This window comes from Nonomuraea rhodomycinica, assembly GCF_013363995.1.
Taxonomy (GTDB): Bacteria; Actinomycetota; Actinomycetes; order Streptosporangiales; family Streptosporangiaceae; genus Nonomuraea; species Nonomuraea rhodomycinica.
Map to the genome: position 1 here is coordinate 192,320 of NZ_JABWGO010000011.1, position 25,115 is coordinate 217,434.

Annotated in this window: 20 protein-coding genes; 16 read left to right on the top strand and 4 right to left on the bottom strand. The window is 73.1% G+C overall.

Annotated features, from left to right (window positions below):
• Positions 1 to 168 precede the first annotated feature (168 nt).
• The 12 genes from HT134_RS34690 (at position 169) to HT134_RS34745 (ending at position 14,666) form a co-directional block, all read left to right on the top strand.
• Entirely contained in the window at positions 169 to 531 is a 363-nt protein-coding gene (locus HT134_RS34690; RefSeq protein ID WP_175604706.1) for a hypothetical protein, read from the top strand.
• The gene (locus tag HT134_RS34695; RefSeq protein WP_175604707.1) at positions 528 to 1,733 is read left to right on the top strand and encodes a DUF6395 domain-containing protein; all 1,206 of its coding nucleotides are present in this window, start codon (positions 528 to 530) and stop codon (positions 1,731 to 1,733) included. Before HT134_RS34690 ends, HT134_RS34695 begins: the two co-directional genes overlap by 4 nt.
• A 20-nt stretch (positions 1,734 to 1,753) precedes the next feature.
• Positions 1,754 to 2,596: a M55 family metallopeptidase gene (locus tag HT134_RS34700; protein WP_175604708.1), complete on the top strand. Its 843-nt coding sequence runs from the start codon at positions 1,754 to 1,756 to the stop codon at positions 2,594 to 2,596.
• Positions 2,597 to 2,712: 116 nt separating this feature from the next.
• Positions 2,713 to 4,263 (top strand): flavin monoamine oxidase family protein, encoded by a 1,551-nt coding sequence (locus HT134_RS34705; RefSeq protein WP_312888667.1) that lies wholly within the window; start codon positions 2,713 to 2,715, stop codon positions 4,261 to 4,263.
• A 56-nt stretch (positions 4,264 to 4,319) separates the two neighbouring features.
• Positions 4,320 to 4,841: a YbaK/EbsC family protein gene (locus tag HT134_RS34710; protein WP_175604709.1), complete on the top strand. Its 522-nt coding sequence runs from the start codon at positions 4,320 to 4,322 to the stop codon at positions 4,839 to 4,841.
• 164 nt (positions 4,842 to 5,005) lie between these two features.
• Positions 5,006 to 7,456 carry a protein kinase domain-containing protein gene (locus HT134_RS44925; RefSeq protein ID WP_281387817.1) on the top strand — a complete coding sequence of 817 codons (2,451 nt, stop codon included), beginning with the start codon at positions 5,006 to 5,008 and terminating at the stop codon, positions 7,454 to 7,456.
• Between the two features lie 16 nt (positions 7,457 to 7,472).
• Positions 7,473 to 9,347 (top strand): serine/threonine-protein kinase, encoded by a 1,875-nt coding sequence (locus HT134_RS34720; RefSeq protein WP_175604710.1) that lies wholly within the window; start codon positions 7,473 to 7,475, stop codon positions 9,345 to 9,347.
• 44 nt (positions 9,348 to 9,391) lie between these two features.
• Positions 9,392 to 11,203: a serine/threonine-protein kinase gene (locus HT134_RS44930; protein WP_217708725.1), complete on the top strand. Its 1,812-nt coding sequence runs from the start codon at positions 9,392 to 9,394 to the stop codon at positions 11,201 to 11,203.
• 252 nt (positions 11,204 to 11,455) lie between these two features.
• A complete protein-coding gene (locus tag HT134_RS34730; RefSeq protein WP_175604711.1) occupies positions 11,456 to 12,235 on the top strand; it encodes an electron transfer flavoprotein subunit beta/FixA family protein in 780 nt (259 codons plus the stop codon).
• A gap of 19 nt (positions 12,236 to 12,254) precedes the next feature.
• Positions 12,255 to 13,208 carry an electron transfer flavoprotein subunit alpha/FixB family protein gene (locus tag HT134_RS34735; protein ID WP_175604712.1) on the top strand — a complete coding sequence of 318 codons (954 nt, stop codon included), beginning with the start codon at positions 12,255 to 12,257 and terminating at the stop codon, positions 13,206 to 13,208.
• 217 nt (positions 13,209 to 13,425) lie between these two features.
• The gene (locus HT134_RS34740; protein ID WP_246366120.1) at positions 13,426 to 14,316 is read left to right on the top strand and encodes an RpnC/YadD family protein; all 891 of its coding nucleotides are present in this window, start codon (positions 13,426 to 13,428) and stop codon (positions 14,314 to 14,316) included.
• 89 nt (positions 14,317 to 14,405) lie between these two features.
• A complete protein-coding gene (locus HT134_RS34745; RefSeq protein WP_175604713.1) occupies positions 14,406 to 14,666 on the top strand; it encodes a hypothetical protein in 261 nt (86 codons plus the stop codon).
• A gap of 197 nt (positions 14,667 to 14,863) precedes the next feature.
• Here HT134_RS34745 and HT134_RS34750 read toward each other — a convergent pair whose 3' ends face one another.
• Positions 14,864 to 16,060: an MFS transporter gene (locus HT134_RS34750; RefSeq protein WP_246366121.1), complete on the bottom strand. Its 1,197-nt coding sequence runs from the start codon at positions 16,058 to 16,060 to the stop codon at positions 14,864 to 14,866.
• 543 nt (positions 16,061 to 16,603) lie between these two features.
• A complete protein-coding gene (locus HT134_RS34755; RefSeq protein WP_175604714.1) occupies positions 16,604 to 17,122 on the bottom strand; it encodes a TetR/AcrR family transcriptional regulator in 519 nt (172 codons plus the stop codon).
• Between the two features lie 53 nt (positions 17,123 to 17,175).
• Between HT134_RS34755 and HT134_RS34760 the strand changes: the two genes are divergently transcribed.
• Complete coding sequence (locus tag HT134_RS34760) at positions 17,176 to 18,339, top strand: cysteine desulfurase family protein (protein WP_312888668.1); 1,164 nt, start codon at positions 17,176 to 17,178, stop codon at positions 18,337 to 18,339.
• A 46-nt stretch (positions 18,340 to 18,385) separates the two neighbouring features.
• On the opposite strand, the gene HT134_RS34765 is transcribed toward HT134_RS34760, so the two are convergent.
• Positions 18,386 to 19,465, bottom strand: coding sequence for a DUF695 domain-containing protein (locus HT134_RS34765; RefSeq protein ID WP_175604715.1), 1,080 nt, complete (start codon positions 19,463 to 19,465; stop codon positions 18,386 to 18,388).
• A 151-nt stretch (positions 19,466 to 19,616) separates the two neighbouring features.
• Between HT134_RS34765 and mnmA the strand changes: the two genes are divergently transcribed.
• Positions 19,617 to 20,675, top strand: a complete 1,059-nt coding sequence (gene mnmA, locus HT134_RS34770) for a tRNA 2-thiouridine(34) synthase MnmA (RefSeq protein ID WP_175604716.1) — start codon at positions 19,617 to 19,619, stop codon at positions 20,673 to 20,675.
• A gap of 96 nt (positions 20,676 to 20,771) precedes the next feature.
• On the opposite strand, the gene HT134_RS34775 is transcribed toward mnmA, so the two are convergent.
• Positions 20,772 to 21,404, bottom strand: coding sequence for an MBL fold metallo-hydrolase (locus tag HT134_RS34775; RefSeq protein ID WP_175604717.1), 633 nt, complete (start codon positions 21,402 to 21,404; stop codon positions 20,772 to 20,774).
• Positions 21,405 to 21,427: 23 nt separating this feature from the next.
• On the opposite strand from HT134_RS34775, the gene HT134_RS34780 reads away from it, so the two are divergent.
• Both HT134_RS34780 and ligA read left to right on the top strand, forming a co-directional pair.
• Positions 21,428 to 22,417 carry a methionine synthase gene (locus HT134_RS34780; protein ID WP_175604718.1) on the top strand — a complete coding sequence of 330 codons (990 nt, stop codon included), beginning with the start codon at positions 21,428 to 21,430 and terminating at the stop codon, positions 22,415 to 22,417.
• Between the two features lie 74 nt (positions 22,418 to 22,491).
• Positions 22,492 to 24,681, top strand: coding sequence for an NAD-dependent DNA ligase LigA (ligA, locus tag HT134_RS34785; protein ID WP_175604719.1), 2,190 nt, complete (start codon positions 22,492 to 22,494; stop codon positions 24,679 to 24,681).
• The last annotated feature ends 434 nt before the right edge of the window (positions 24,682 to 25,115 follow it).

A 25,115-nucleotide genomic window follows, 5' to 3' on the forward strand; every position in this document is an offset into this window, starting at 1 on the left:
GTAAACGCCGGCCGGGGATCCGTCAACACCTCTGTCAGGGCGGGAGGAGGCGCGGGGACGGCGTTCCCCCGTCCGGGCGCGGCTGCGTGCGCGGGCGAGTAAGACGGAGTGTTGCCATTCGGGCACGGCGCCGTGGTGGGTGGCGATTTCCCACTATGGTGACGTTTCATGATGCGCGTCCTGGTCCCCGCGCGGCTGCGTCAGGCCGTGCGCACGTGGTTCGATGCCCGCTACATCTCCATCGCCGACCACCGCCAGGACATCAGGGACGCCCTGTGGGAGGTCCAGACGCTGCGCCGGGAGATGGCGACGCTCCAGGCGGAGGTGGAGCGCCTGCGCAAGGCCGCGCCCGCCGCGCCGGGGCCGGACCGTGCCAAGCTCGACGAGACCCGCCGCATCGCCCAGGACACCCAGCGCCTGGCCCAGGAGACGGCCAAGGCGATGGACGGCGTGCTGCAGAACGAGGTCCTGGTCTGGCAGGCCATCGACGAGCTCAGGGACCGCGCGGCCGGCGTCGCGGAGCGGTCGTGAGGGTGACCTGGTCGGGCGGCGTCCTGACCTTCCGCCTCGACCCCGAGGACGAGATCACCGGGCACGCCTCCGACGGCCACCCCGTCAAGCTCGCGATCAACTCGTGCTCCCTGTCGGACGTGCCGGACGACGCCCACCCCGACCTGTTCGCCGTGGCCGCGTGGACCGTCGTCGCCCCGTGGACGCGCAGGCGCGTCACCTTCGACCGGGCGGTGTCGGCCGAGGTCGCCGCCGCGCTGCACGACGGGTGGGGGATCGAGGCCGGGCCCGTCGGCGCCGAGCCGCGCCGCGCCGGGAGCACGCTGGCGATCTCCTACAGCGGCGGGGCGGACTCCGTGGCCGCGGCCACCGTCTACCCGGACGCGCCGTTCGTCCACTTCCAGCGGGTGCCGCACGCCCGCGTCCCCAACCGGTGGCCCCACTACCGCTCCGACGTGCTGGCCAAGCTGGCCCGGGGGACCGGGCGCGACCTCACGATCATCCGGTCCGACCTGGAGTACACGCTCGCCGAGCCCCGTCCCGGCTACCCGGAGCACCAGGCCGTCGCGGCGGGCGCGCTGCTGTCGGCCGACCGGCTCGGCCTCGGCGGTCTCGGCTTCGGGTACGAGATGGGCTCCCGGTGGCTCGGCGGCGGCCGTTACCTGCTGCGCTACACCCCGGACAACGACCTGTGGGCGCCCCACGGCAAGTGGGGCCGGCTGTTCGCGGCGGTGGGCGTCCACATCGTGCTGCCCGTCGGCGGGGTCAGCGAGGCCGTCACCATGCGCCTCGCCCTCGGCTCCGACCTCAAGGACTCCGTCCGCTGGTGCCTGCGCGGCACCGACGGCCCCTGCCGTACCTGCGGCAAGTGCCTGTACAAGGAGCTCATCCAGGCCGCGATCGAGCGGCGTCCGCTCGACACGCCCATCACCGCCGACCGGCCCGTGGCCCGCAAGTGGATGCGCCCGCCGCCCTACGGCGGCCAGGAGATGATCCAGTACGGCCTGGCCCGCGTGCCCGGGATCGAGAACACGGTGTTCGCCACGGCCCTGACGTACTTCGACGTCACCGAGGAGTCGACGAGCTGGCTCGACCACTGCTACCCGAGGGCGATCGAGGAGATCCCGGAGCCGTGGCGGGAGCGGGCGGCGGCGTTCATGGCGGCCAACGTCGGCTTCATGACCGACGACGAGGTGCGCCGGGTGGAGAGCTGGGGATCGTGAACGAAGGGGAGACACGGCGGATGAAGGTGTACCTGTCGGTCGACATGGAGGGCGTCACCGGGCTTACCGACCCGGAGGAGATGCACGCCGGCAAGCGGGGCTACGAGCGCGGGTGCGAGCTGATGACGGCCGACGCCAACGCCGCCGTCGAGGGCGCCTACGCGGCCGGTGCCACGTCGGTGCTGGTCAACGACGCCCACGGGTCCACCAAGAACCTCCGCATCGACCTGCTCGACCCCCGCGCCACCCTCATCCGCGGCCCCGGCAAGGCGCAGCGGATGGCGCAGGGCCTGGACGGCTCGTTCCAGGCGGCCGGGTTCATCGGCTACCACGCCCGCGCCGGGGTGCAGCACGGCGTGCTCAACCACACGTGGATGGGCAAGGAGATCCAGAACGTCTACCTCAATGGCGAGGTGTGCGGCGAGACCCGGCTGGTGGCCGCGTGCGCCGGGTTCCACGGCGTGCCGGTCGTGCTGGTCAGCGGGGACGAGGCCGTGGGCGAGGAGGCCCGGGAGCTGCTCGGCGACGTCGAGACGGTGGCGGTCAAGAAGGGGATCGACAAGTTCTCGGCCGAGCTGCTGCCGCCGAGCGTGGCCCAGTCCCGCATCCGTGACGCCATGGCCCGCGCCCTGAACCGGTTGACCGACTTCACGCCGTACACGCCGGCTCCGCCGTACACGCTGGGGGTGGAGTGGAACTCCACCGCCATCGCCGCCGCGGTCGGGCTGATCCCGGGCGTGAAGGCCGCGGGGACGCGCCACACCGAGTTCACGACCGACGACTTCACGCAGATCATGGCGCTGTTCGGCATCTTCGCCACGATCGGCGGCCAGATCGCCTGCGGCAGCGGCCCCTACGGCTGAGCCCTCCCCGGCCGCCGGGTGTCCGGCATGCGGGCGCCGGGGCGCGGGTGTACGGTGCGGAGCGGCCGTCGCCCCGACGCGGGCGGGCCGGGAACATGCCTGGAGAGAGGTGCGGCGTGGAGGGTGCGGCGCTGACGCGGCGGGGGCTGCTCGTCGGCATCGGGGCGGTCGGCGGCGCGGGCGCCATGTACGCCGCCATGGGCGCCCTCGGCCTGGCGCCGTCCGGGCAGGACAAGGCGTTCGCCGCCCCGCGTTCCGGCGACTTCTCGCTCACCGGCCGGGCCGCGGGCACGGTGGTGATCCTCGGCGCGGGCGTGGCCGGGCTCACCGTGGCGTACGAGCTGGGCAAGGCCGGCTACGACTGCACGCTGCTGGAGGCGCGCGAGCGGGCCGGCGGGCGCAACCTCACCCTGCGCGGCGGCGACCGGCTGACCGAGGCGGGCGGCGCCACCCAGGAGGCGGGCTTCGGCGAGGGCGTCTACTTCAACGCCGGGCCCGGCCGCATCGCGCAGTGGATGGTCACGCTCGACTACTGCCGCGAGCTGGGCGTGCCGATCGAGACGTTCATCAACAGCAACGCCCAGGCGTACGTCCATACGAGCGGCGGCACGGTGCGGGCCCGCACCGCGAAAGCCGACATGTATGGGTATGTAGCGGAGTTACTGGCGAAGGCCACGAACGCCGGAGCGCTCGACCGCGAGCTGACCCGTGACGACCGGGAGCGCCTGCTCGACTTCCTGCGCCGCTTCGGCGACCTCGGCCCCAAGCTCGACTACGCGGGCTCCCCGCGGCGCGGTTACCTGCGATACCCGGCGCTCGACGGCGGCACCCCCGTCCCCGGCCCCGGCGCCCTGCACGACGTCCTCGCCGCCGGCACCGGCCGCTCCATACTCAACGACTTCGGCTACGACCAGGCCACCCCCATGTTCCAGCCGGTCGGCGGCATGGACGCCATCGTCACGCGGCTGACCGAGGCCGTGGGCGCCGACCGCGTCAGGACCGGTGCCAAGGTCACGAAGATCACGAACCAGGCCGACGGCGTCGAGGTCGTCTGGGACGGCGGCCGGATCAAGGCCGACTACTGCGTGGCCACCCTGCCGCCCCACGTGCTCGCCCGGATCCCGCACAACCTGGGCGCCGACGTCACCGCCGCGCTCAGGACCCCCGTCCCGGTCGCCGCCGGCAAGATCGGCATGGAGTACGACCGGCGCTGGTGGGAGCTGGAGGACCGCATCTACGGCGGCATCACCGAGACCGACCTCGACATCACCCACATCTGGTACCCCTCGTACGGCTACCACTCCGAGCGCGGCCTGATCGTCGGCTACTACACCACCGGGCCCGAGGCCGAGCTGTACGGCGCGCTCACCCCCGAGGACCGCCGCCGCCGCGCCGTCACCCAGGGCCGCAAGATCCACGGCGACAAGTACGGCAAGGGCCTGCTGTCCAGCGTCTCCATCGCCTGGGAGCGCCAGGAGCACATCCAGGGCGGCTGGGTGCGCTGGCCGGCCTTTGATTCGTCGTTCACTCTTCTGCAACGCCCCAGCGGAAGGGTCTACTTCGCGGGCGACTGGCTCACCCACCTGATCGCCTGGCAGGCGGGGGCCATGGAGTCGGCCCGCGCCGCCGTCACCCAGCTGCACCAGCGGGTGCTGAGCTCGCAGTGACGGCACGCTGTCGCCGGGACCACGTAGGGTCCTGGGGGAGCGAACGAGGAGATGGGATGACATTGCACTGGGTGCCCGCGACCGACCGGACCGACCTGCTGGCCGACCCGGTGGCCCGCGCCGTGCGCGAGCTGCCCGGCCTCGCCGAGGTGGCCGAGATCGACCCCGAGCTGGCCGACACGGCGGCCTTCTGCGAACGCTACGGCGTGCGCATGGACGAGTCGGCCAACTGCGTCGTCGTCGCGGCCAGGCGCGGCGGCGAGACCCGCTACGCGGCCTGCATGGTGCTGGCCACGACCCGGGTCGACGTCAACGGCGTGGTGCGCAAGCACCTGGAGGCCCGCAAGGCGAGCTTCGCGCCGATGGCCGAGGCGGTGGAGCTGACCGGCATGGAGTACGGCGGCATCACGCCGCTGGGCCTGCCGGCCGACTGGCCGATCCTGGTGGACGCGCGCGTGGCCGAGCACCCGAGGGTGGTCGTCGGCAGCGGGCTGCGCAGGAGCAAGCTGGCGGTCGCCGGGTCCACCCTGGCCGGGCTGAAGGGCGCGGAGGTCCTCCCGCTGGCCAACGACGCATAACAGAACAGGCGAAGAAGCAGGGCGCCGCGATCTCCGATGTCGTGGCCGATTCGATACCGACGGATGGGAAACCCATGGCCCCGATCCGGACGTTGTACGAGTGGGAATGTGGCCTCATGGTTCATCTCGTGGGCGGGGATTAAGCCGGTATGGTGCTTCATGCCATGAACGATGACCGACTTGGCCCTTACCGGCTGCTCAGGCGGCTCGGTGAAGGCGGAATGGGCGTTGTCCACCTCGCTGCCGACCCCCAGGGGCGGCACGTGGCGGTCAAGGTCCTGCGCGGCGAGGTCGCCGGTGACGAGGTCGCCAGGCGACGGCTGTCGCGCGAGGTCGAGACCATGCGCCGGGTGCGCAGCCGGTACATCGCCGAGGTCGTCGACGCCGACGTCACCGGTCATCGTCCGTACATCGTCACGCGCTACGTCCCCGGGCGCTCGCTGGACGAGATCGTCAAGGACGACGGCCCGCTGGACCTGCCCGCGCTGGTGCGCATCGCGCACGGCGTGGCGACGGCGCTGGCCGCGGTCCACTCCGTCGGCGTGATCCACCGTGACCTCAAGCCCGGCAACGTGCTCATCCTCGACGGCGAGCCGGTGCTCATCGACTTCGGCATCGCCCAGGCGGTCGACGCCACGCGGCTGACCCAGACCGGCATGTTCATCGGCACGCCCGGCTACCTCGCCCCGGAGATCATCGAGGGGCAGGAGGCGGGGCCGGAGGTCGACGTCCACGCCTGGGCCGGCACGCTGCTGTACGCCTCCACCGGCCAGCCGCCCTTCGGCAAGGGCACGCTGGAGATGATCTTCTACAACATCACCGCGGGCAAGGCCGAGATCGGGGCCGCGCCGGCCGAGCTGCAGCCGCTGCTCAAGGCCGCCTTCCAGCGCAACCCCGGCAAGCGGCCGAAGGCCGCCGAGCTGGCCGAGCAGACCGCGCGCATGCTGCCCCGGTCGCCGGGCGCGTCGCCGGACGAGATCTCGACGGTGCCGGGCCCCGACCGCTTCGACCTGCCGGCGCCGCGGCCCGTCGCCGAGCGGCCGGCCTGGGAGATCTCCACGCCGCCGGTCACGCCCCGCCGGCTCCTCGACGGGCAGGAGGTCCGCTTCGGCCAGCCGGGCGGGCCCGCTCCCGGCCAGCCGCCGCCGGGCCAGGACCAGCCGTACGTGTCGCTGCTCGGCCAGGGTGGCCCGCCGCTCGCGACGGGCGTTTCCGGAACTGGTCCGGGCGTTCCCGGAACCGGACAGAGCGGTCCTGTGGCCGGCGTTCCGGGCACGGGGCAGGGCGGTGCGACGCCGGGTGGCGACCAGGCCGATCCGTGGGCGGACGACGAGGGCGACCCGTGGCCGACCCGCCGCGTCACGCCCGAGGAACTGCGCCGCATGCAGCAGGAGAGCGGCGCCCAGCCGTGGCAGGGCGCCCCGCGGCCGGGTGACGGCGCCGCCTACCCGCGGCCCGGCGACAACGCCTTCTCCCGGCAGGGCGACAGCGCCCCGTCCCCGTGGCCCGGGGAGCACGGCCCGCTGCCGTCGCAGGAGGGCGACGTGCCGACGCGGCGCGTACGCCCCGACCACCCCGACTACGGCCGCCCGAACGTCGACTACGGCCGCCCCGGCGCCGCTCCGGGCACCGGACCCCACGCGGGTCCCGCGCCGTATCCCGGATCGGGGCCGCACGCCGCGGCCCCCCACCCAGGATCGGGCCCGCACGCCGGGCCCGCGTCGTTCTCCGGACCGGCCGCGTACTCCGGACCGCACGCCACGCCCGGGTCGGGCCCGCAGGCCGGCCACCCGGGTCCTCAAGGGCACCAGGCGGGTCATCAGGCAGGGCACCAGGCGGGTCATCAGTCCGGGCACGCGGCGTTCGGCATGGGCGGCCCGTCCGGACCGGCGCCGCAGGGACGTCCCACCCAGCAGCCGCCGCCCCCCTACATCCCGGCCCAGCCGCAGTACCCGCCCGACCCGCGGACCAAGCGGGAGCCGTTCGTCCCGGGCGCCGTTCCGGGCCAGGTGCTCCAGCGTTCCCGGGCCTACGGCGTGGCGGGCGCGATGCTGCTCGTCGTCATGATCGTGGTGGCGGTCATGGCGCCCGTGCTGGTGGCCGCGGTGGTCGTGCCCGTCGCGGTGCTCCTGCGCGCCGCCGACCTGGCCCAGCCGGAGCTGATCGCGCGCCGCTCGACCGGCGCGGCGGCGCTGGACGTGGTCAGGGTGTTCGCGCACCCGCAGGCGCTGGCCAAGTCCGTGGGCATCACGCTCGCTCTGGTTCTTTACGCTCTCATACTCGGGCTACCCGTTACGCTGCTCCTCACCGTGGTACTCGGTACGGACCCGTACAACGCGCTGGCCTGGGGAGCGGCGGTCGCCCTCTGGACCCTGTGCGCGGGACCGGGCGTGGAGGGCCCGGGGCGCCAGATGCGCAGGACGCTCGCTTCCCTCGTACCCTCGAGAACAGCGGCGATGGTGCTGGCGGGCGTCCTCGGGGCGGCCGCGGCGCTCTCGCTGGTCCTCGCCTACGGCACGTTCAGGGACGACGCTAGGAGGGCCGTATGGGCTCCGGTGAACGTGGGACCTGTGGTGGAGCAGCTCGACGGACTGAAGGGGGACTCGGGGGGATGACGGGGGTAGGACGGCGATGAGCACGGGCAACACCCAGGCGCCAGAGCGGCTCGGCCCCTACCGGGTGGTACGGAAGATCGGCGAAGGCGGCATGGGGGTTGTCCACCTCGGCGTCGACTCCGAGGGCCGCGAGGTCGCCATCAAGGTGCTCCACCCGCACGTGGCCGCCGACCTCAAGGCCCGCGACCGGCTCACCCGCGAGGTCGAGACCATGCGCCGGGTGCGCAGCCCGCACGTGGCCGAGGTGCTCGACGCCGAGCTCGTCGGCGGCCAGCCGTACGTGGTGACCCGGTTCGCGCCCGGCCGCACGCTGGAGGAGACCGTACTCAACGACGGCCCTCTGCCCGCCGGCGAGGTGATCAAACTGACGCGGGGGCTGTGCCAGGCGCTGGTGTCCATCCACGCCGCCGACGTGATCCACCGCGACTTCAAGCCGTCCAACGTCATGCTGGTCGACGGCGAGCCGCTGGTCATCGACTTCGGCATCGCCCACCTGGTCAACGCCACGCGGCTGACCCAGACGGGCATGTTCGTCGGCACGCCCGGCTACCTCGCGCCCGAGATCATCCGTGACTCCGAGATCACCCAGGCGGCCGACGTCCACGCGCTGGCCTCCACGGTGTTCTTCGCCGCGACGGGCGCGCCGCCGTTCGGCACGGGCACGTTCGAGGCGGTCTGCTTCAACATCATGGAGGGGCGCGCCCAACTCGACAAGGCGCCCGCGTGGCTGCGCGGCTGGCTCTCGCGCGCCCTGGACGTGGACCCGTCCGCCCGGCCCAGCGCCCAAGAGCTCCTGCGCATGGCCAGGGCGCTCGACCCGTCGGTGACGACGTTCCACGAGGCCGCGCCGCAGGCCCAGACGGGCGGCACGAAGAAGCTGTCCACCCGCACCCGCGTCCTCGACGCCCAGGACTCCTACGCCGACCTGCTGCCGCCCGTCGAGTACGGCCCGCCGCAGCCCCGCCACGAGCCGACGCCCCGCCACGAGCCGAAGCCCCGGCAGGAGCGCCCCCGGCAGGAGGAGCGCCCGCCGCCCTACGTGCCGGCGCCCATGCCGGCCCGCGCGCCCCGGCCCGACCAGCGGGTCGCCGGCGCTCCGGCCCCCGGCTACCCCGCCACGCAGGACCGCTACCGCCCGGCCACCCAGCCGCCCCGGTACACGCCGCCCGCGACCCAGGACAGCCGCCGTCCGGCCGCCCCGCCCCCGTACACGCCGCCCGCCGAGCGCAAGCGCTACCTCGTGGGCAGCCAGCTCGTCGGCGGTCTGCTGCTCGTCATGCTGGTCGCGCTGACGGTCATGATGCCCGTGGCCGTGGGCGCGGTGGCCATCGCGCTCGCCGTGGTGCTGCGGGTGGGCGACTACCTGTTCGGCGACATGGTCAAGCGCCGCCAGATCCGCGGCTCCAGCGCCGCCGACCCGCTGCTCGTGCTCGTCGGCACCCCGTGGGCGCTGGTCAAGGCCGCGCTCGTGTCGCTGGTCCACGTGCCGCTGTCGATCCTGTTCGGCCTCTGCGTGTACGGCGTGCTGCGCTGGGGCGGCGGCATGGGCGTCAACGAGGGCGCCGCGTGGGCGGCGGGGGCGTTCTCGGCCGGCCTGTTCGTGCTGCCGGGCGGCGGCCCGCCCCGCCGGACGGTCACCCGGGCCATCACCGGCATGCTGCGCAGCCCCGGCGCGGCCACGGTGGCGCTGCTGGCGGTGGGCACCGTGACGATGGTCGTGGTGATGTTCGCGCTGGGCCAGGAGACGGTCTGGAGCCCGTGGCGCGCCCCCGAGACCGTGATCAGGGAGCTGACCCGCAGCGCGCGGGACAGCGCGACGGGTCTCATCACGGGCCTCATCGACGACCTCCTGCGTCAGGTCGGGCTAGGCTTCCTGTCACCCTGGTCCTGAGCGTCCCGCGTGTCCTGATCCGCCCCTGAGGGGAAGGAAGGGGTATGAGCGAGCACCTCGGTCCGTACCACCTGCTCTCCCGGCTCGGTTCCGGCGGTTTCGGCGAGGTGCACCTCGCGCTCGACCCCGAGGGGCGCACGGTCGCGGTCAAGGTGCTGCATCCGCACGTCGCGGCCGACGCCGTCGCGCTGGCGCGGCTGGCCCGCGAGGTCGAGACGATGCGCCGGGTCGGCGGGCCGTACGTGGCGGAGGTGCTGGACGCCTCGCTGGACGGCCGGTCGGGTGACGGGGCGCGGCCGTACCTGGTCACCCGTTACGTGCAGGGCAGGCCGCTCAGCGCGGTGACCGTGCCGGTGGCCGACCTGCCGCGCCTGGCGGCGGGGCTGGCGGCGGCGCTGCTGGCCATGCACGAGGCGGGCGTCATCCACCGCGACCTCAAGCCGGCCAACGTGATGATGGCCGAGGGGCGGGCCGTGGTCATCGACTTCGGCATCGCCAGCGCGCTCGACTCGCTGTCGGTGACGGCCTCGGGCGCGGTGGTGGGCACGCCCGGCTACCTGGCCCCCGAGGTGCTGGAAGGCCGCGAGGCGGGCATGGCGGCCGACGTGTTCTCCTTCGGGGCCACGCTCGCGTACGCGGCCACGGGACGCCAGCCGTACGGGCAGGGCCCCGCGTCGGCGGTGGCCTACCGGGTCGTCCACCACGAGCCCGACCTGGAGGGCGCCCCGGAGTGGCTGGAGCCGCTGCTGCGGCGGTGCCTGTCCACGGACCCCGCCGCCCGGCCCACGGCCGCCGAACTGCACGCGAAGCTGGGGGCCCTCGCCGGGCCCCCGCCGTCCGAACCGGCGGGCACCCCGGGATCGTCCATGTCTCCGGCTCCCGGCACACCGTGGCCGTCCGCTGTCCCCGGGTCACCGGATCGCCCGCCGCCTCATGCCCCCGCAGCCAATGGCGGGACAGCCCCTGGCACAGGGCCGAACGGTGTTTCATCCCGGGGCGCCTGGCCGGACGGCGCTTCGTCCCGAGGCGCCGGGCCTGACGGCGCTTCGTCCCGGGGCGCCGGGCCGGGACGTGTCGAGGCGGGCGGTGGCGGGGCCGGTGGTCCGGCGGCGGATGTCCCGCCGCTGGGCGGCACCCCGCCTGGTGGGGCCGCCGCCCGGCCGCCGGACGTGACGGCCGCCCAGGCGTCCTCGACAGGCTCCCCCGACGCGGCCGCGCCCCCCGCCCAGGGGCCCTGGACGGGACGGGCCGGTGCGCCCGGTAATCCCTCCCCGGCGTCCTGGACAGGGTCGCCCGGCACCGATGCGACCGCCGCCCAGGGGTCCTGGACGGGGCTGCCGGGCGTGGACCCGTCCCGTCTCGACATGCCTGACATATCCGGCGGACGCGAGCCGGACCTGCGCCACGACCTGCGCCGGGACCGGCGGCGCTCCCGGGCGGAGCGGCGGCACGAGGGCCTGCACGACCTGGAGACCCGCGAGTGGCGGCCCGGCGACGACCGGCGCCGGCGCTCACCCGAGGAGGCCAGGGAGCGGCACCGGGAGAAGGTGCGCAGGCGGTGGGTGATCGGATCGGCCCTGTTCGTGGCGCTGCTGGCGGCCGCGGCGCGGGAGCCGCTGCCGGAGGTGACCCTGTTCCTGCTGGCCGGGTACACGCTGGGGGTGGTGGCCGACGCCGGCGTGGCCCTGCTGGCGCACCGGCCGTACCGGACGAGCCGGATCGTGGTGGACTTCGCGAGCATCGTGGGCGCCGTGGGGCTGAGCCTGGGGCTGAGCATGGCGTTCAGCACGTTCACGCTGGCGCTGTTCGCGGGGACGGCGCTGGTGACGGGGATCGTGTTCCTGCTGTCCGCCTGACCGGCGTCACCTCGCAGCGTACCGAACAAAGTTCGGTAGTGTGGGGAACGGTGACGCCGCGGCGCGGACCCGGGAGGTCGTGTTTGCGCCGAAGCTACCCGTGGGTAACATGGCGGCGGGAAGCACGGGAGCGACCCGTGCCACCCGCTGTCACGGAGCCCACGGGACACCTGGCAGTCTGGACAGCATGCATCCAGCGCCCGCCGCACCGACGCGGTGGCGCACGCGAACACGGGAGGTCGGCCACCGGCCATGAACATCGTCGTCTGCGTGAAGCAGGTCCCCGACACGGCGACCGAGCGCAAGCTGCGGTCCGATGACAAGACGCTCGACCGTGACGCCGTAGACGGCGTGGTCAACGAGCTGGACGAGTACGCGGTCGAGGAGGCACTGAAGCTCAAGGAGGCCCATGGCGGTGAGGTCACCGTCCTCTCCATGGGCCCGGGCAAGGCCACCGAGACCATCCGCAAGGCCCTGGCCATGGGCGCCGACAAGGCGGTCCACCTCAGCGACGACGCCCTGCACGGCTCCGACGCGCTGTCGACCTCCTACGCGATGGCGCAGGCGCTGAAGAAGATCGGTTTCGACCTGGTCATCCTCGGCTCCGAGTCCACCGACGCCCGCACCGGCGTGCTCGCCGCGATGCTGGCCGAGCGGCTCGGCACCCCGCAGCTCACGCTCGCCAACAAGGTCGAGGTCGACGGGTCGTCCATCGCGATCCAGCGGCTGACCGACTACGGGTTCGACCGGGTCGAGGCCACCCTGCCCGCCGTCGTCTCCGTGGTGGAGAAGATCAACGAGCCGCGCTACCCGTCCTTCAAGGGCATCATGGCGGCCAAGAAGAAGCCGGTCGAGACGCTCGGCATCGCCGACGCCGAGATCGCGGCCGACCAGGTGGGCCTCGACGCCGCCTGGTCCGAGGTCGTCGACTTCGCCGCGGCCCCGCCGCGCGCGGCCGGCACGATCGTCAAGGACGAGGGCGACGGCGGCGTGAAGGCCGCCGAGTTCCTCGCCTCCAAGAAGTTCATCTGAGAACGGGGGTTTTGCTGATATGTCGGAGATTCTCGTTCTCGTCGAGCAGCTCGACGGCGAGGTCAAGAAGGTCACGCTGGAGCTGCTGACCCTGGCGCGCGGCCTCGGCACGCCGGCCGCCGTCTGGGCCGGCCCCGGCCTCACCGACGGCGCCAAGGCCAAGCTGGCCGAGTACGGCGCCGAGAAGATCTACGTCGCCTCCTCCGCCGACGTGGTCGACCACGTGGTGGCCCCCAAGGCCGAGCTGCTCGCCCAGCTCGTGGCCGACAAGTCGCCCGCCGCCGTGCTGGTGGCGGCCACGGCCGAGGGCAAGGAGGTCGCCGGCCGCCTCGCGGTCAAGACCGACTCGGGCGTCATCACCGACGCCGTGGGCCTCGGCGAGGGCTTCGTCGCCGACCAGTCCATCTTCGGTGGCGGGGTCAACGTCCGCTCCCGGGTGCGCAAGGGCACGCCCATCGTCGCCGTACGCCCCAACTCCACCGCTCCCGAGCCCGCCGCGGGCGCCGGCGCGGAGGAGGAGGTGTCGCTCACCCTGAGCGAGGCCGCCAGGGCGGCCCGCATCGTCGAGCGGGTCAAGCAGGAGAAGGGTGCCCGTCCCGAGCTGACCGAGGCCGCGATCGTGGTCTCCGGTGGGCGCGGCGTCGGCTCGGCCGAGAACTTCTCGGTCATCGAGGGCCTGGCCGACGCGCTCGGCGCGGCCGTGGGCGCCTCGCGCGCCGCCACGGACGCCGGCTGGTACCCGCACCAGTTCCAGGTCGGCCAGACCGGCAAGACCGTCTCGCCGCAGCTCTACATCGCGGCCGGCATCTCCGGCGCCATCCAGCACCGGGCCGGCATGCAGACCGCGAAGACGATCGTGGCGATCAACAAGGACCCGGAGGCGCCGATCTTCGAGCTCGCCGACTACGGCGTCGTGGGCGACCTGCACCAGGTCGTTCCGCAGCTCACCGAAGAGGTCGCCAAGCGGAAGTAGCGGCAGGGGGAGAGCACGGTCTTCGCTTGACGGCGCTTCGCGCACAGGGCTCAGGCTGTGACATTGGGGGGCCCCGGCCCCCCAAACCCCTGCTCAAGAGCCGCTTCGCCGATTCGGTGGCCAGTCACGTCGGGCCGGCCGGAGGCACCCCCGAAACGGCGGGTCTCGATGGCCGTTTCCCATAACTCCATGTGTTTGTCATGTGACAATAAGTGTCATGCCGTCCCCCCGCCATGACGCCCTCACTCGGCTGTTCAGCAACCGTCCGCAACTGGCGGTCGAGGTTCTGCGTGATCTTCTGGGTATGGAACTGCCTGCCACGCCGCTGATCCGGCTTGAGGATTCCACCTTCAACACTCGGCCGTCCGACGACATCGAGGCCGACCTGGTCCTCGTCCTGGGGCCTCCGCGGACGCCGGCGCACGCCATCATCGTCGAGATCCAGCAGGACAAGTCCAAGAACCCCCAGCAACTGGCACGCTATGCCGCCGCGTTGTGGTTGATGCTGGGCTGCGATGTCACGGTCCTGATCGTCTGTCCCGATCGTGGGGTTGCCGCCCACTATGCGTTGCCGATCGATTCCGGGCTGGCCGGCTATCGCTTCCAGGCTCAGGTGCTGGGGCCGGACGGCATACCGGCCATCATCGATCCTCAGGAGGCTGCTGCCAACCTGGGGTTGTCGGCGATGGCGGTCATGGTCCACGGTCGTGACCGCAAGGTGGTGGAGGCTTTCACCACAGCGTTGAGCACGCTGCGTGATGAACACGCTCCGAAGTACTATGAATACGCCTACAGCATGTCGGCGCCCGAAGTGCGGCACCTCCTGGAGGAGATCATGACGTCCACAGACTGGCCCGTCTACAGCCCCTTCGCCCGCGAACACTACGGCCGTGGCCTCGACGAAGGCCGAGCCGAGGGCAAGACTGAGGGCGCAGCCGAAGAGGCGGCCAGGATGCTGATGCTTGTGCTGGGAGCGCGTGGCTTCGAGGTTCCGGAGGACATGCGCGCACGGATCTCTTCGTGTGCTGATCTCGCTCAGCTGGAGGGCTGGGCTACTCGCGCGGTGACCGTCCAGTCTCTTCAGGAGTTGTTCGACCAGAGCGGCTGACGGCGTCGTCAGGGTGAACGCCAGCCGGGTCGTGTGTCAGGCGGGGTGAGAAGTCGGCGCCCGAAGTGCGGCACCTCCTGGAGGAGATCATGACGTCCACAGACTGGCCCGTCTACAGCCCCTTCGCCCGCGAACACTACGGCCGTGGCCTCGACGAAGGCCGAGCCGAGGGCGCAGCCGAAGAGGCGGCCAGGATGCTGATGCTTGTGCTGGGCGCGCGTGGCTTCCATGTTCCGGAGGACATGCGCGCACGGATCTCTTCGTGTGCTGATCTCGCTCAGCTGGAGGGCTGGGCTACTCGCGCGGTGACCGTCCAGTCTCTTAAGGAGTTGTTCGACCAGAGCGGCTGATGGCGTCGTCGGGGTGGACGTCATTCGGTCATCGTCGCCGGTCGCGTCCGGTCCGCTCTGAAAGACCGCCGGTCGGCAGGGGAGTCGTCACCAGTGGCGCGAGGGCGTCCCGGATGACGTGGAACGGCGCCGCACGGAGTCATCCGTGCGGCGCCGTTCGCGTGGCACCCCGAGCGTGACGCCCAGGGCGTGATGGCTCAGGCGGCGACCTCGACGCGCTCGCGCTCGCGCGCCGGCAGTACCCGGACCGCCTCCGGCTCCTCGCGCGGCAGCAGGCGTGCGGCCAGCGTGATCAGCAGGCCGAGCACCACCGCGAGCCCGAGCGCGGTACGCAGCGAGGTGGCGTCCGACAGGAACCCGATCACGACCGGGCCGAGCAGCAGCCCCGCGTAGCCCATGGCGCCGGCCTGGGCGATCGCCGGCCCGGGGTTGTCCGTGGCGGTGCCGGCGAGGGACAGGGTCATCGGCGAGATCGTCGCCACGCCGAGCCCGACGAAGAACATCGCGAGCACCGCCATCAGCGGCGCGGGCGCCGCCAGCACGACCGTGAAGAACCCGGCCGTTGCCAGCCCCGACACGGTCAGCATGCCGCGTACTCCGAACCGCGACCGCAGCCGGTCGCCGGTCAGCCGGGCGATCAGCATGCCCACCTCGAACACCGGATAGCCGAGCGCCGCCACCGCCTCCGGCGCGCCCAGCGTGTCACGCATGAACAGGCCGTTCCAGTCGGCGACCGTGCCCTCGACCATGAACGCGAAGAACATCAGCGCGCCCAGCAGGTAGACGATCGGCGGCATGCGGCGCCGTGCGGCCGTCCCGGCCTCGCGGGCGGGGGCCTCGGCGAGGTACGCGCGGCCGGCCAGGATCATCACCGGTAGGGAGACCAGGCCGACGAGCGCCAGGTTCGCGGTGAAGGACAGGCCCAGCGCGATGGCCAGGCTGCCCAGCGCGCCCGCGGAGATGGCGCCGACGCACCAGCCCGCGTGCATGCCGTTCATCAGGGGACGCCCGTAGGCGCGCTCGACGGTGGAGCCCTGCGCGTTCATCGCGATGTCCACCATGCCGAACGCGAGGCCGAAGAACGCGGCGGCGCCCAGGAGGACCGGCAGGTTCGGCGCGAACGCCACGCCCACCAGGCCGAGCGCCGTGAGCGGCCCGCCGACGCGCAGGACGCTCCTGCTCCCGAAGCGGGCCATGACGCGGCGCATGGACTGCATGGTGACCAGGGCGCCGAGGCCCCAGACGAGCAGGATGGCGCCCACGACGGACTCCGACAGGCCCAGCTTGTCGGTCAACGCCGGGATGCGCACGGTCATCGTGCCCACCATCAGGCCGGCCATCACGAACGTCAGGACGGCCCCGTACCGGGCCGTCCGCAGGTCCTTCGCCATCATCACAGCGCACCTCTCAGAGCGTCACGAACGTCATTCGAAAAGTCGGGGGAGGGGCGCCGGCGGGGGTGCCGGCACCCTCTCGGGGGTTCGGGCACCGGCGGGGGCCGGCGCCCTTGGGGGGAGGGTCGGGCGCGGCGGGGGCCGGCGCCCTTGGGGGCTCGGTGGGGCGCGGCGGGGATGCCGCGGCCCTCGGGGAGGGGGACGGGCGCCGGCGGGGGCCGGCGTCCTGGGGCATGCGGACGCCCGCCGGGTCGTGGCCGGCGTCCGGGGGGGGGGGGCGCGGCGGGGTGCCGCGGCCTGGTCACGGAGATCGCCTGGTGGGCGCGGCGGGCCCTGTCTCCGTGAGGGGGCCATGGGCCGGAACGCGGGGGAAACGGGCCCACGCGAGGTGAGCGCCGTGCGTCCCCGCACCGGCCGCCGCGGCCCGGGCTGATCCCCGGGCCAGAGCCTCCAACACCGCTGTCGGTCGCCTTATTTCCATCCGGCGCCGCCTTTACGGCTCGCCCGATTCCTCGGGCCGCCGCCGGGTCTCCTCGGGCGGATCTACGGCGCCGGAGGAGGTTTCAGCAGCGCGCGCAGGCGGGCCTCCAGGGCCCGCAGGTCGCTCTCGGTGTTGAGCTCCGGGTCGTGGCTGGCCACGTCCCAGAGCCCCTCGCACGCGAGGCGCACCACCTGGGAGGCGAGCGGGTCGGGCTCTACGTCCAGCCCCTCGCGGTGCCAGCGGGCCATGGCCTCGCGCAGCGGCGCCAGCAGGAACAGGTTGCCCGACGCCCCGGTGACCACGGCCCATCGTCGCAGCCGGCCCGAGCGGACGGCCGCCAGCGTGGCGGCGATGTAGCGCTCGGTGTAGGTGTCGTCCGGCTGGGCGGCCATGAGCTGGTCGAACTCGTCGATGAGACGCTCGACCATGCCCTTGATCAGGGCCTCCTTGCTGCCGAAGTGGTAGAGGAGGCCACCTTTGCTCACCCCCGCGCGGTCGGCGACGGCGGAGAGCGTGAGCGCGGCCGAGCCCTGATCGCAGAGCAGATCCTCCGCGGCGTCCAGCAACTCGTCCCGTCTCATGCCTCTACTGTACCGTCCGGACGGTACAGTAGCAAACGAGATACCCTAGGCGGGTGAGCAGACCGTCGGCCTACCTTGATCACGCTGCGACCACGCCGATGCTTCCCGAGGCGATCGAGGCCATGACCGAGCAGCTCGGTCAGGTCGGCAACGCCTCGTCGCTGCACGCGGCGGGCCGGCGGGCACGCCGGGTCGTCGAGGAGGCGCGCGAGAGCATCGCCGACGCGCTGGGCGCCCGGCCGAGCGAGGTGGTCTTCACCTCCGGCGGCACCGAGGCCGACAACCTCGCGGTCAAGGGCCTCTACTGGGTGCGCGCCCCGCGCCGCCGCGTCCTGGTCAGCTCGGTGGAGCACCACGGCGTGCTCGACCCGGCCCACTGGCTGGCCGACACGCAGGGCGCCCAGGTGGAGCTCCTGCCCGTCGACGAGCTCGGCCGCGTCCGGCCCGACGCGCTGCGCGCCGCGATCGACCGCGACCCGGACGACGTCGCCCTGGTCAGCGTGATGTGGGCCAACAACGAGGTCGGCACCGTCCAGCCGATCCACGTGCTCGCCGCGGCGGCACGCGACCACGGCATCCCCTTCCACACCGACGCGGTGCAGGCGGTCGGCCAGCTCCCCGTGTCGTTCGCCGCGTCGGGGGCCGACGCGGTCACCGTCAGCGGCCACAAGACCGGCGGCCCCGTCGGGGTGGGCGCGCTGCTGCTGGCGCGCGGCCTGACCCCGGTTCCCGTCCAGCACGGCGGCGGGCAGGAGCGCGACGTGCGCTCCGGCACGCTCGACGCGCCCGCCATCGCGGGCTTCGCCGCCGCGGTGCGGATCGCGGTCAAGGAGCAGGAGAGCCAGCGGCTACGGCTGGCGGAGCTGCGCGACGACCTCATCCGGCGGGTCCGCCAGGCGGTGCCCGACGTGGTGCTCAACGGCGACCCCGCCGAACGGCTGCCGGGCAACGCCCACTTCTCGTTCCCCGGCTGCGAGGGCGACGCGCTGCTCATGCTGCTCGACGCCAAGGGCGTGGAGTGCTCGACCGGTTCGGCCTGCTCGGCGGGTGTGGCGCAGCCGTCCCACGTGCTGCTGGCCATGGGCGCCGACGCGGTGTCGGCGCGCGGCTCCCTCAGGTTCTCGCTGGGACACACCTCGACGCGCGACGACGTGGACCGGCTCGTCGAGGTGCTGCCGGCGGCCGTCGAACGTGCCCGCCGCGCCGGCTTGAGCTGACCGCCGACCCTCCGGCGCCTCCCTGCGCTTCCCGGGCTTTGGGCGGTCAGGTGAGGAAGGGGGCGACCGCGGTCCAGGCCGGGTCCTCCGTCACCGCCACCCGCGCCTTGCCCTCGTTCCACCCCTTGGCCAGCTCCTTGGCCCAGGCGGCGGCGTCGCCTTCCGGGTCGGCGTACACGTGGAAGACCCGTAGGCCCTCGGCGCTCACGTGGGCGGCCAGCAGGGCCGTCTCCCGCCGGTCGAGCAGCCCGGCCGACAGCCGCTCCTCGAAGGCGCGCAGCGCGGCGAGCGAGTCGCCCGCGGGCAGGCCGCCCTCGTCGCGGTGCCGGTACGGCAGCGTGATCTCCACGTGCCGGTCGAACAGCGGATGGTCCACCGGCCGCAGCGGATGGCGGGCGGTCGCCGTCAGCGGCGCGCCGCGGCCCGTCCGGCCCTCCAGCAGCGCCCACTGCTCCTCGCCCGCGCCGGGCGCGAGGTCCGCGGCCAGGTCGGCCACCACGGCCGGCAGGTGCGCGGCGGCCACCGCGTCGATCGGCTCGAACGTCACCGGGGTGATCTCACCCACCCAGCGGGCCACCTCGTCCTCGCCCAGCAGCCAGTCGAGGGCGATCAGAGTCCCCTCCAGCCGGTCGTCCTCGTCGAGGTCGGCGAAGGCGGGATGGTAGGCCGACACGTCGACGCGCGAGCCGTCGCGCGGCACACGCAGCCCGAGCGTCAGCTTGTCCAGCTTGAACGTTTCCCCGTCCACGTTGACCGTGCGCTCCGTCGCCCGCGGGTCGGCCTGCCGCGACGGGTGGAACTCCCACAGCAGGTCGCCCTCCGGCGCCGCCGCGGCCCAGCGGTGGGCCAGCGGCCGCAGCTCGGCGTCGCCCGCGGCGGTCACCACCAGGGCGTGCGCCGCCTCCTTGCCGGGGGCGAGCTCCCACTTCAGGTCGGGGTGGAGCGCCAGCACGGCGCCGTCGACCAGTTGCCCGAAGCCGAGGATGTCGTCGGCGGCGACCAGGGAGTCGACGCGGGGCCGCGCCTGCTGCCACCACGCCCAGAACGCGGACACGCGGTCACCCGGCCCGCCCGTCCCGTGCCCGCCGGTGCCGTCCTCGCCGTTCTGGCGCCCGAACAGTCGCATAGCCGTGAATCCTTCCAGACCGCGCGCGTGCTCGCGCCCTCACCCCGGCCCGGGGCCCCAGGATGTGGCCGTGCCGCGGCATGCCGCCGAGCCCTCCGGGCCGCACCGGGCGCGAGGCCCACTCTCCATCGGACAGTACGCTTGGAACGTCATGGGATTGCGTGTGCTTGCCGCCATGTCGGGCGGCGTCGACTCAGCCGTGGCCGCCGCGCGGATCGCCGAGGCCGGTCACGATGTCACCGGTGTCCATCTCGCCCTGTCGGCCAACCCCCAATCCCACCGCACGGGCGCCCGGGGCTGCTGCACGATCGAGGACTCGCGTGACGCGCGCCGCGCCGCCGACGTGATCGGCATCCCGTTCTACATCTGGGACATGGCCGAGCGCTTCCAGCGCGACGTGGTCGAGGACTTCGTCGCCGAGTACGCCGCGGGCCGCACGCCCAACCCGTGCCTACGGTGCAACGAGAAGATCAAGTTCGCGGCGGTGCTCGACCGGGCGCTGGCGCTCGGGTTCGACGCCGTGGCGACCGGCCACCACGCCAGGCTCGTCGACGGCGTGCTCTCGCGCAGCGTCGACCAGGCCAAGGACCAGTCGTACGTGCTGGGCGTGCTCACCCGCGAGCAGCTCAGCCACGCGATCTTCCCGCTGGGCGACTCCACCAAGGCCGAGGTGCGCGAGGAGGCGGCCCGGCGCGGCCTGACCGTCGCCGACAAGCCCGACAGCCACGACATCTGCTTCATCGCCGACGGCGACACCCGGGGCTTCCTGGCCGAGCGGCTCGGCGCCGCCGAGGGGCCGATCGTCGACCAGTCGGGCGAGGTCGTGGGCAGCCACCAGGGGGCCCACGGGTTCACGGTGGGCCAGCGCAAGGGCCTGCGCATCGACCGGCCGGCCGCCGACGGCAGGCCGCGTTACGTGCTGTCCATCGAGCCGGTGTCCAACACCGTCACCGTGGGGCCGCGCTCGGCGCTGGAGGTCACGACGATCACGTGCGGCCGTCCGGTCTGGAACGGCCCGTCGAGCCTCGACGACCTGACCGTCCAGCTGCGCGCGCACGGCGAGGTGTACGGGTGCCGCTTCGAGGAGACCGGCGAGGGGCTGCGCATCGAGCTCGACCGGCCGGCCACGGGCGTCGCCGCGGGGCAGGCCGCGGTGCTCTACTCGGGCGCGACCGTCGTCGGCAGCGCCACGATCACCCACGCGGCCTGACCACTCCCAGGTCCCTTCCGTTCTCCTCCGGACCCGCCCGCCCTTCGCGGACGGACGGCCCGGAGGAGCTGGGAGAAGCGTCAGGAGCGCGGCGCGTCAGGCCAGGTCGACCGACCCGCCGGCGGGGACGCGCCGGATGTCGGCGCCCTGCTTGTCGGCCTCCAGCTTGAGCCAGGTGTCCAGCAGCCCCAGCCCCACCTCGCTGTACAGCGCGTCATGCGTCGAGTACGCCCGCGCCGGCCGGATCGTGCGCAGGTACTCGACCATGTCCGGCAGCCTCAGCCACGGCGCCGTGGTGGGCACCAGCAGCGTCGGCACCTCCACCCCGGGCACCGTCAGCGCGTCACCCGGGTAGAACACCTCGTCGTCGATCAGGAACCCGACGTTCTCCACGACCGACATGTCGGGATGGTTCGCCGCGTGCCACTCGCCGAACGCCCGCACCCCGAACCCCGCCACCTCGAACGCGTCGCCGTGGCGCACCGTCTGCACCTTGACCGGCACCTCCGCCAGCTCACCGGCGACCGCCTCGCACGTCCAGACCTCCAGGTCGGCGGGCGCGGACCGCAAGCGGTCGGGGTCGAGGTGGTCGGCGTGCTGGTGCGTGATGAGCACCGCGTCGGCGCCGTCCAGAGCCTCGGCCTCGCTGAAGATCCCCGGGTCGATGACGAGGACCTTGCCGTCCTTCTCCAGCCGCCAGCACGCGTGGCCGTACTTGATGAGCCTCATCTTGGAGAGCCTACGCTTGTCCCATGTTGACGTGGGAAGCCACCGGGGTCGGGTCGCATCCCGGCCAGGATCACCTTGAGGCGGCGCGGGTCGTGTTCGGCGAAGTGCCGGGGCTGCCGTACCTGCCGGAGCTGCCCGGGCGGGGCGTGGGCGCCGACATGATCGGCCGTACGGCGGGCCTGCTGATCGACCTGCCGGTGGAGGTGCAGCCGTCCGGATGGCGGCTGACCGGGCGGCCGGGGCGCGACCACCAGCGGGCCGTCGACCACCTCAGGCGTGACCTCGACGGCCTGGAGGAGGTCGGGCACGCCTACGAGGGGCCGCTGAAGGTGCAGGTGTGCGGCCCGTGGACGCTGGCCGGGGCGCTGGAGCTGCGCCACGGCGACAAGGTGCTGTCCGACCACGGCGCGGTGCGCGACCTGGCCGAGTCCCTCGCGCAGGGGGTGGCCGACCACGTCGCGGAGGTGCGACGGCGGCTGCCCGGCGTCACCGAGGTGGTGCTCCAGCTCGACGAGCCGGGCCTGCCGGGGGTGCTGGCCGGCACCGTGCCGACCGCCTCGGGCTTCGGGCGGCTGCCCGCCGTGGAGGAGTGGCGGGTGGAGGAGTCGCTGCGCGCGTTCCCGTCGCCGATCGTCCACTGCTGCGCGCCGTCCGTGCCGTACGACGTGCTGCGCAGAGCGGGCGTGCGCGGCGTCTCCGTGGACGCCTCCCTCGTCCGGCGGCGCGACGAGGACGCGGTCGGCGAGGCCGTGGAGGCGGGGCTGCTGCTGTTCCTCGGCGTGGTGCCCGGCACCGACACACGGCTGCCGGACGTGGGCGTCGTCGCCAAGCCCGCGCTGGAGCTGTGGCGCCGCCTCGGGTTCGCGGCCGAGCGGCTGGCGGAGCAGGTCGTGCTGACGCCGTCGTGCGGGCTGGCCGGCGCCTCCCCGGCGTACGCGAGGGTGGCCCTGGCGGCCTGCCGCAAGGCGGCCCGCGTGCTCAGCGAGGATCCGGAGGCGGGGGCCGCCGGATGACCTCTCACCTGGCCAATCTTGTCGGTGCCCGGCGATAGCGTTCTCCCAGGGGTCGTAAGAGGAAGGAGTCCGGCGTGAGCGAGCCGAACACCGAAGCCGGGGGCGTGCCGGTGGAGGCGCTGAAGCGCCATGCGGAGCTGTCGGAGCTGGTGGAGGAGGCGCGCTGGCGCTACTACGTGCTCGACCAGCCCACGGTCAGCGACGCCCAGTTCGACGCCTGGTTCAACGAGCTGCTGGCGCTGGAGGAGGCGCATCCCTCGCTCCAGACGCCCGACTCGCCGACCCAGAAGGTGGGTGCGCCGGTCTCGGGCGACTTCGCCAAGGTGCAGCACCTCGCCCGCATGGAGAGCCTCGACAACGCCTTCGACGCCGAGGACATGGCGGCCTGGCAGGCGCGCGCCGAGCGGCTCGCCGAGCGCGACCCCGCTCCCTACCTCGTGGAGCTCAAGATCGACGGGCTCGCGGTGGCGCTGATCTACCGTGACGGCAAGCTGGAGCGCGGCGCGACGCGCGGCGACGGCCGCACCGGCGACGACGTGACGGCCAACGTCCGCACCATCAAGGGCGTGCCCCACCGGCTCAAGGGCGACGACGTGCCCAGCCTGGTCGAGGTGCGCGGCGAGGTCTACATCCCGGTCGCCGACTTCAAGACGCTCAACGAGCAGCTCGTCGAGCAGGGCAAGCCGCCGTTCGCCAACCCGCGCAACTCGGCGGCCGGCACCCTGCGGCAGAAGGACCCGCGCATCACCGCCCAGCGCCCGCTGCGCATGATCGTCCACGGGGTCGGCGTCTGGGAGGGCGCCACCCCGCCGCGCACGCAGTCCGAGATGTACGAGCGGCTGCGCGAGCTGGGGCTGCCGGTGAGCGACCTGTACCGGGTCGTGGGCAGCCCGGCCGAGGTCGACGAGTTCATCGAGCACTACCACGTGCACCGGCACGACCCCGCGTACGAGATCGACGGCGTGGTCGTCAAGGTCGACGACTTCCGGCTCCAGCGGGAGCTGGGCTCCACCTCGCGGGCGCCGCGCTGGGCCATCGCCTACAAGTACCCGCCGGAGGAGGTCAACACCAAGCTCCTCGACATCCAGGTCGGCGTCGGCCGCACGGGCCGGGTCACGCCGTTCGCGGTGATGGAGCCGGTGTCCGTGGCCGGGTCCACGGTCGAGCGGGCCACCCTGCACAACGCCGCGATCGTGGTCAAGAAGGGCGTGCTCATCGGCGACACCGTGGTGCTGCGCAAGGCGGGCGACGTCATCCCCGAGATCGTCGGGCCGGTGACGGCGCTGCGCGACGGCTCCGAGCGGGAGTTCGTCATGCCCACGCACTGCCCCGAGTGCGGCACCGAGCTGGCCTACGAGCGCGAGGGCGACGCCGACCTGCGCTGCCCCAACGCGCGAAGCTGTCCCGCGCAGATCCGCGAGCGCCTCTACTTCGCGGCCGGGCGCAACGCCCTCGACATCGACGGCCTCGGCTACGTCGCGGCCACCGCGCTCAGCCAGCCGCTGCCGCCGCAGGAGCCGGTGGTGCGCACCGAGGCCGACCTGTTCGACCTGACGCTCGACCAGCTCATCCCGATCCGCTCCGTGGTCCGCGACATGGACAGCGGCCTGCCCAAGATCGACCCGAAGACGGGCGAGGAGAAGGTCGTCTCGTTCTTCTCCAACCTCAGCGGCGAGGCCAGCCAGAACGCGGTCAAGCTCATGGAGTCGCTGGAGCAGGCCAAGCAGGTGCCGCTGTGGCGGGTGCTCGTGGCGCTGTCGATCCGCCACATCGGCCCGCCCACCGCCCAGCTCCTCGCCCGCGAGATGCGCTCGATGGACGCCATCATGAACGCCTCGGAGGAGGAGCTGGCCGCGGTCAAGGACATCGGGCCGCGCACGGCCGCGGTGATCCGGGAGTGGTTCCAGGTCGACTGGCACCGCGAGATCGTCGAGCGCTGGCGCGCGGCGGGGGTCCGCATGGAGGACGAGCCGGCGCCGGAGAAGGGGCCGCAGATCCTCGACGGGCTCACGTTCGTGGTGACGGGCACGCTGGAGGGCTACACCCGCGACACGGCGGCCGAGGCGATCACCAGCCGGGGCGGCAAGGTGGCGGGCTCGGTCTCCAAGAAGACCGCGTTCGTCGTCGTGGGGGAGAACGCCGGGTCGAAGTACGACAAGGCGGTCAGCCTGGGGGTGCCGATCCTGGACGAGGCGGGCTTCGAGACCCTCCTCAAGGACGGCCCGGAGGAGGCGGCCAAGGTGGCGGTCCAGCCGGAGGCATAGGCGCCACACCCGCCTTTGAGGTCCACTGGGGGCGGCGGGTCTGGCCTGGGCGTTCGGGTCCGAGGTCCGTTCGGGCCCCCGGCTTCGCGCCCCGGCATCGTCCCACGCGTTCCGCGCGTGGATCACCGCTCCCAGGAGTTCCGTGGGCCAGGACCGCTCCCGCAGGCTCCGCCGCCCAGAGTTCCTCCCCGCGTGCCTCTCGACCCCGCGCGGTGCCGGGTTGCGGTGGGCGCGACACGCCCGGCGGAAGAACAGATCACATCTAGGGGTAGCAAAAGGGCTGAAAGTCGCCGCGCAGGTACAGAGCGTCGATATGCTGTCTACACAGTGTGCTTTCCGGGCATATGTCCGATAGGAGAAGTGACGGAACGTACGCGGTTGGTTTCGCGAAGTGGGGTAAAGGTCGTACCCTCCCATAGTGACCTGATGGGGGT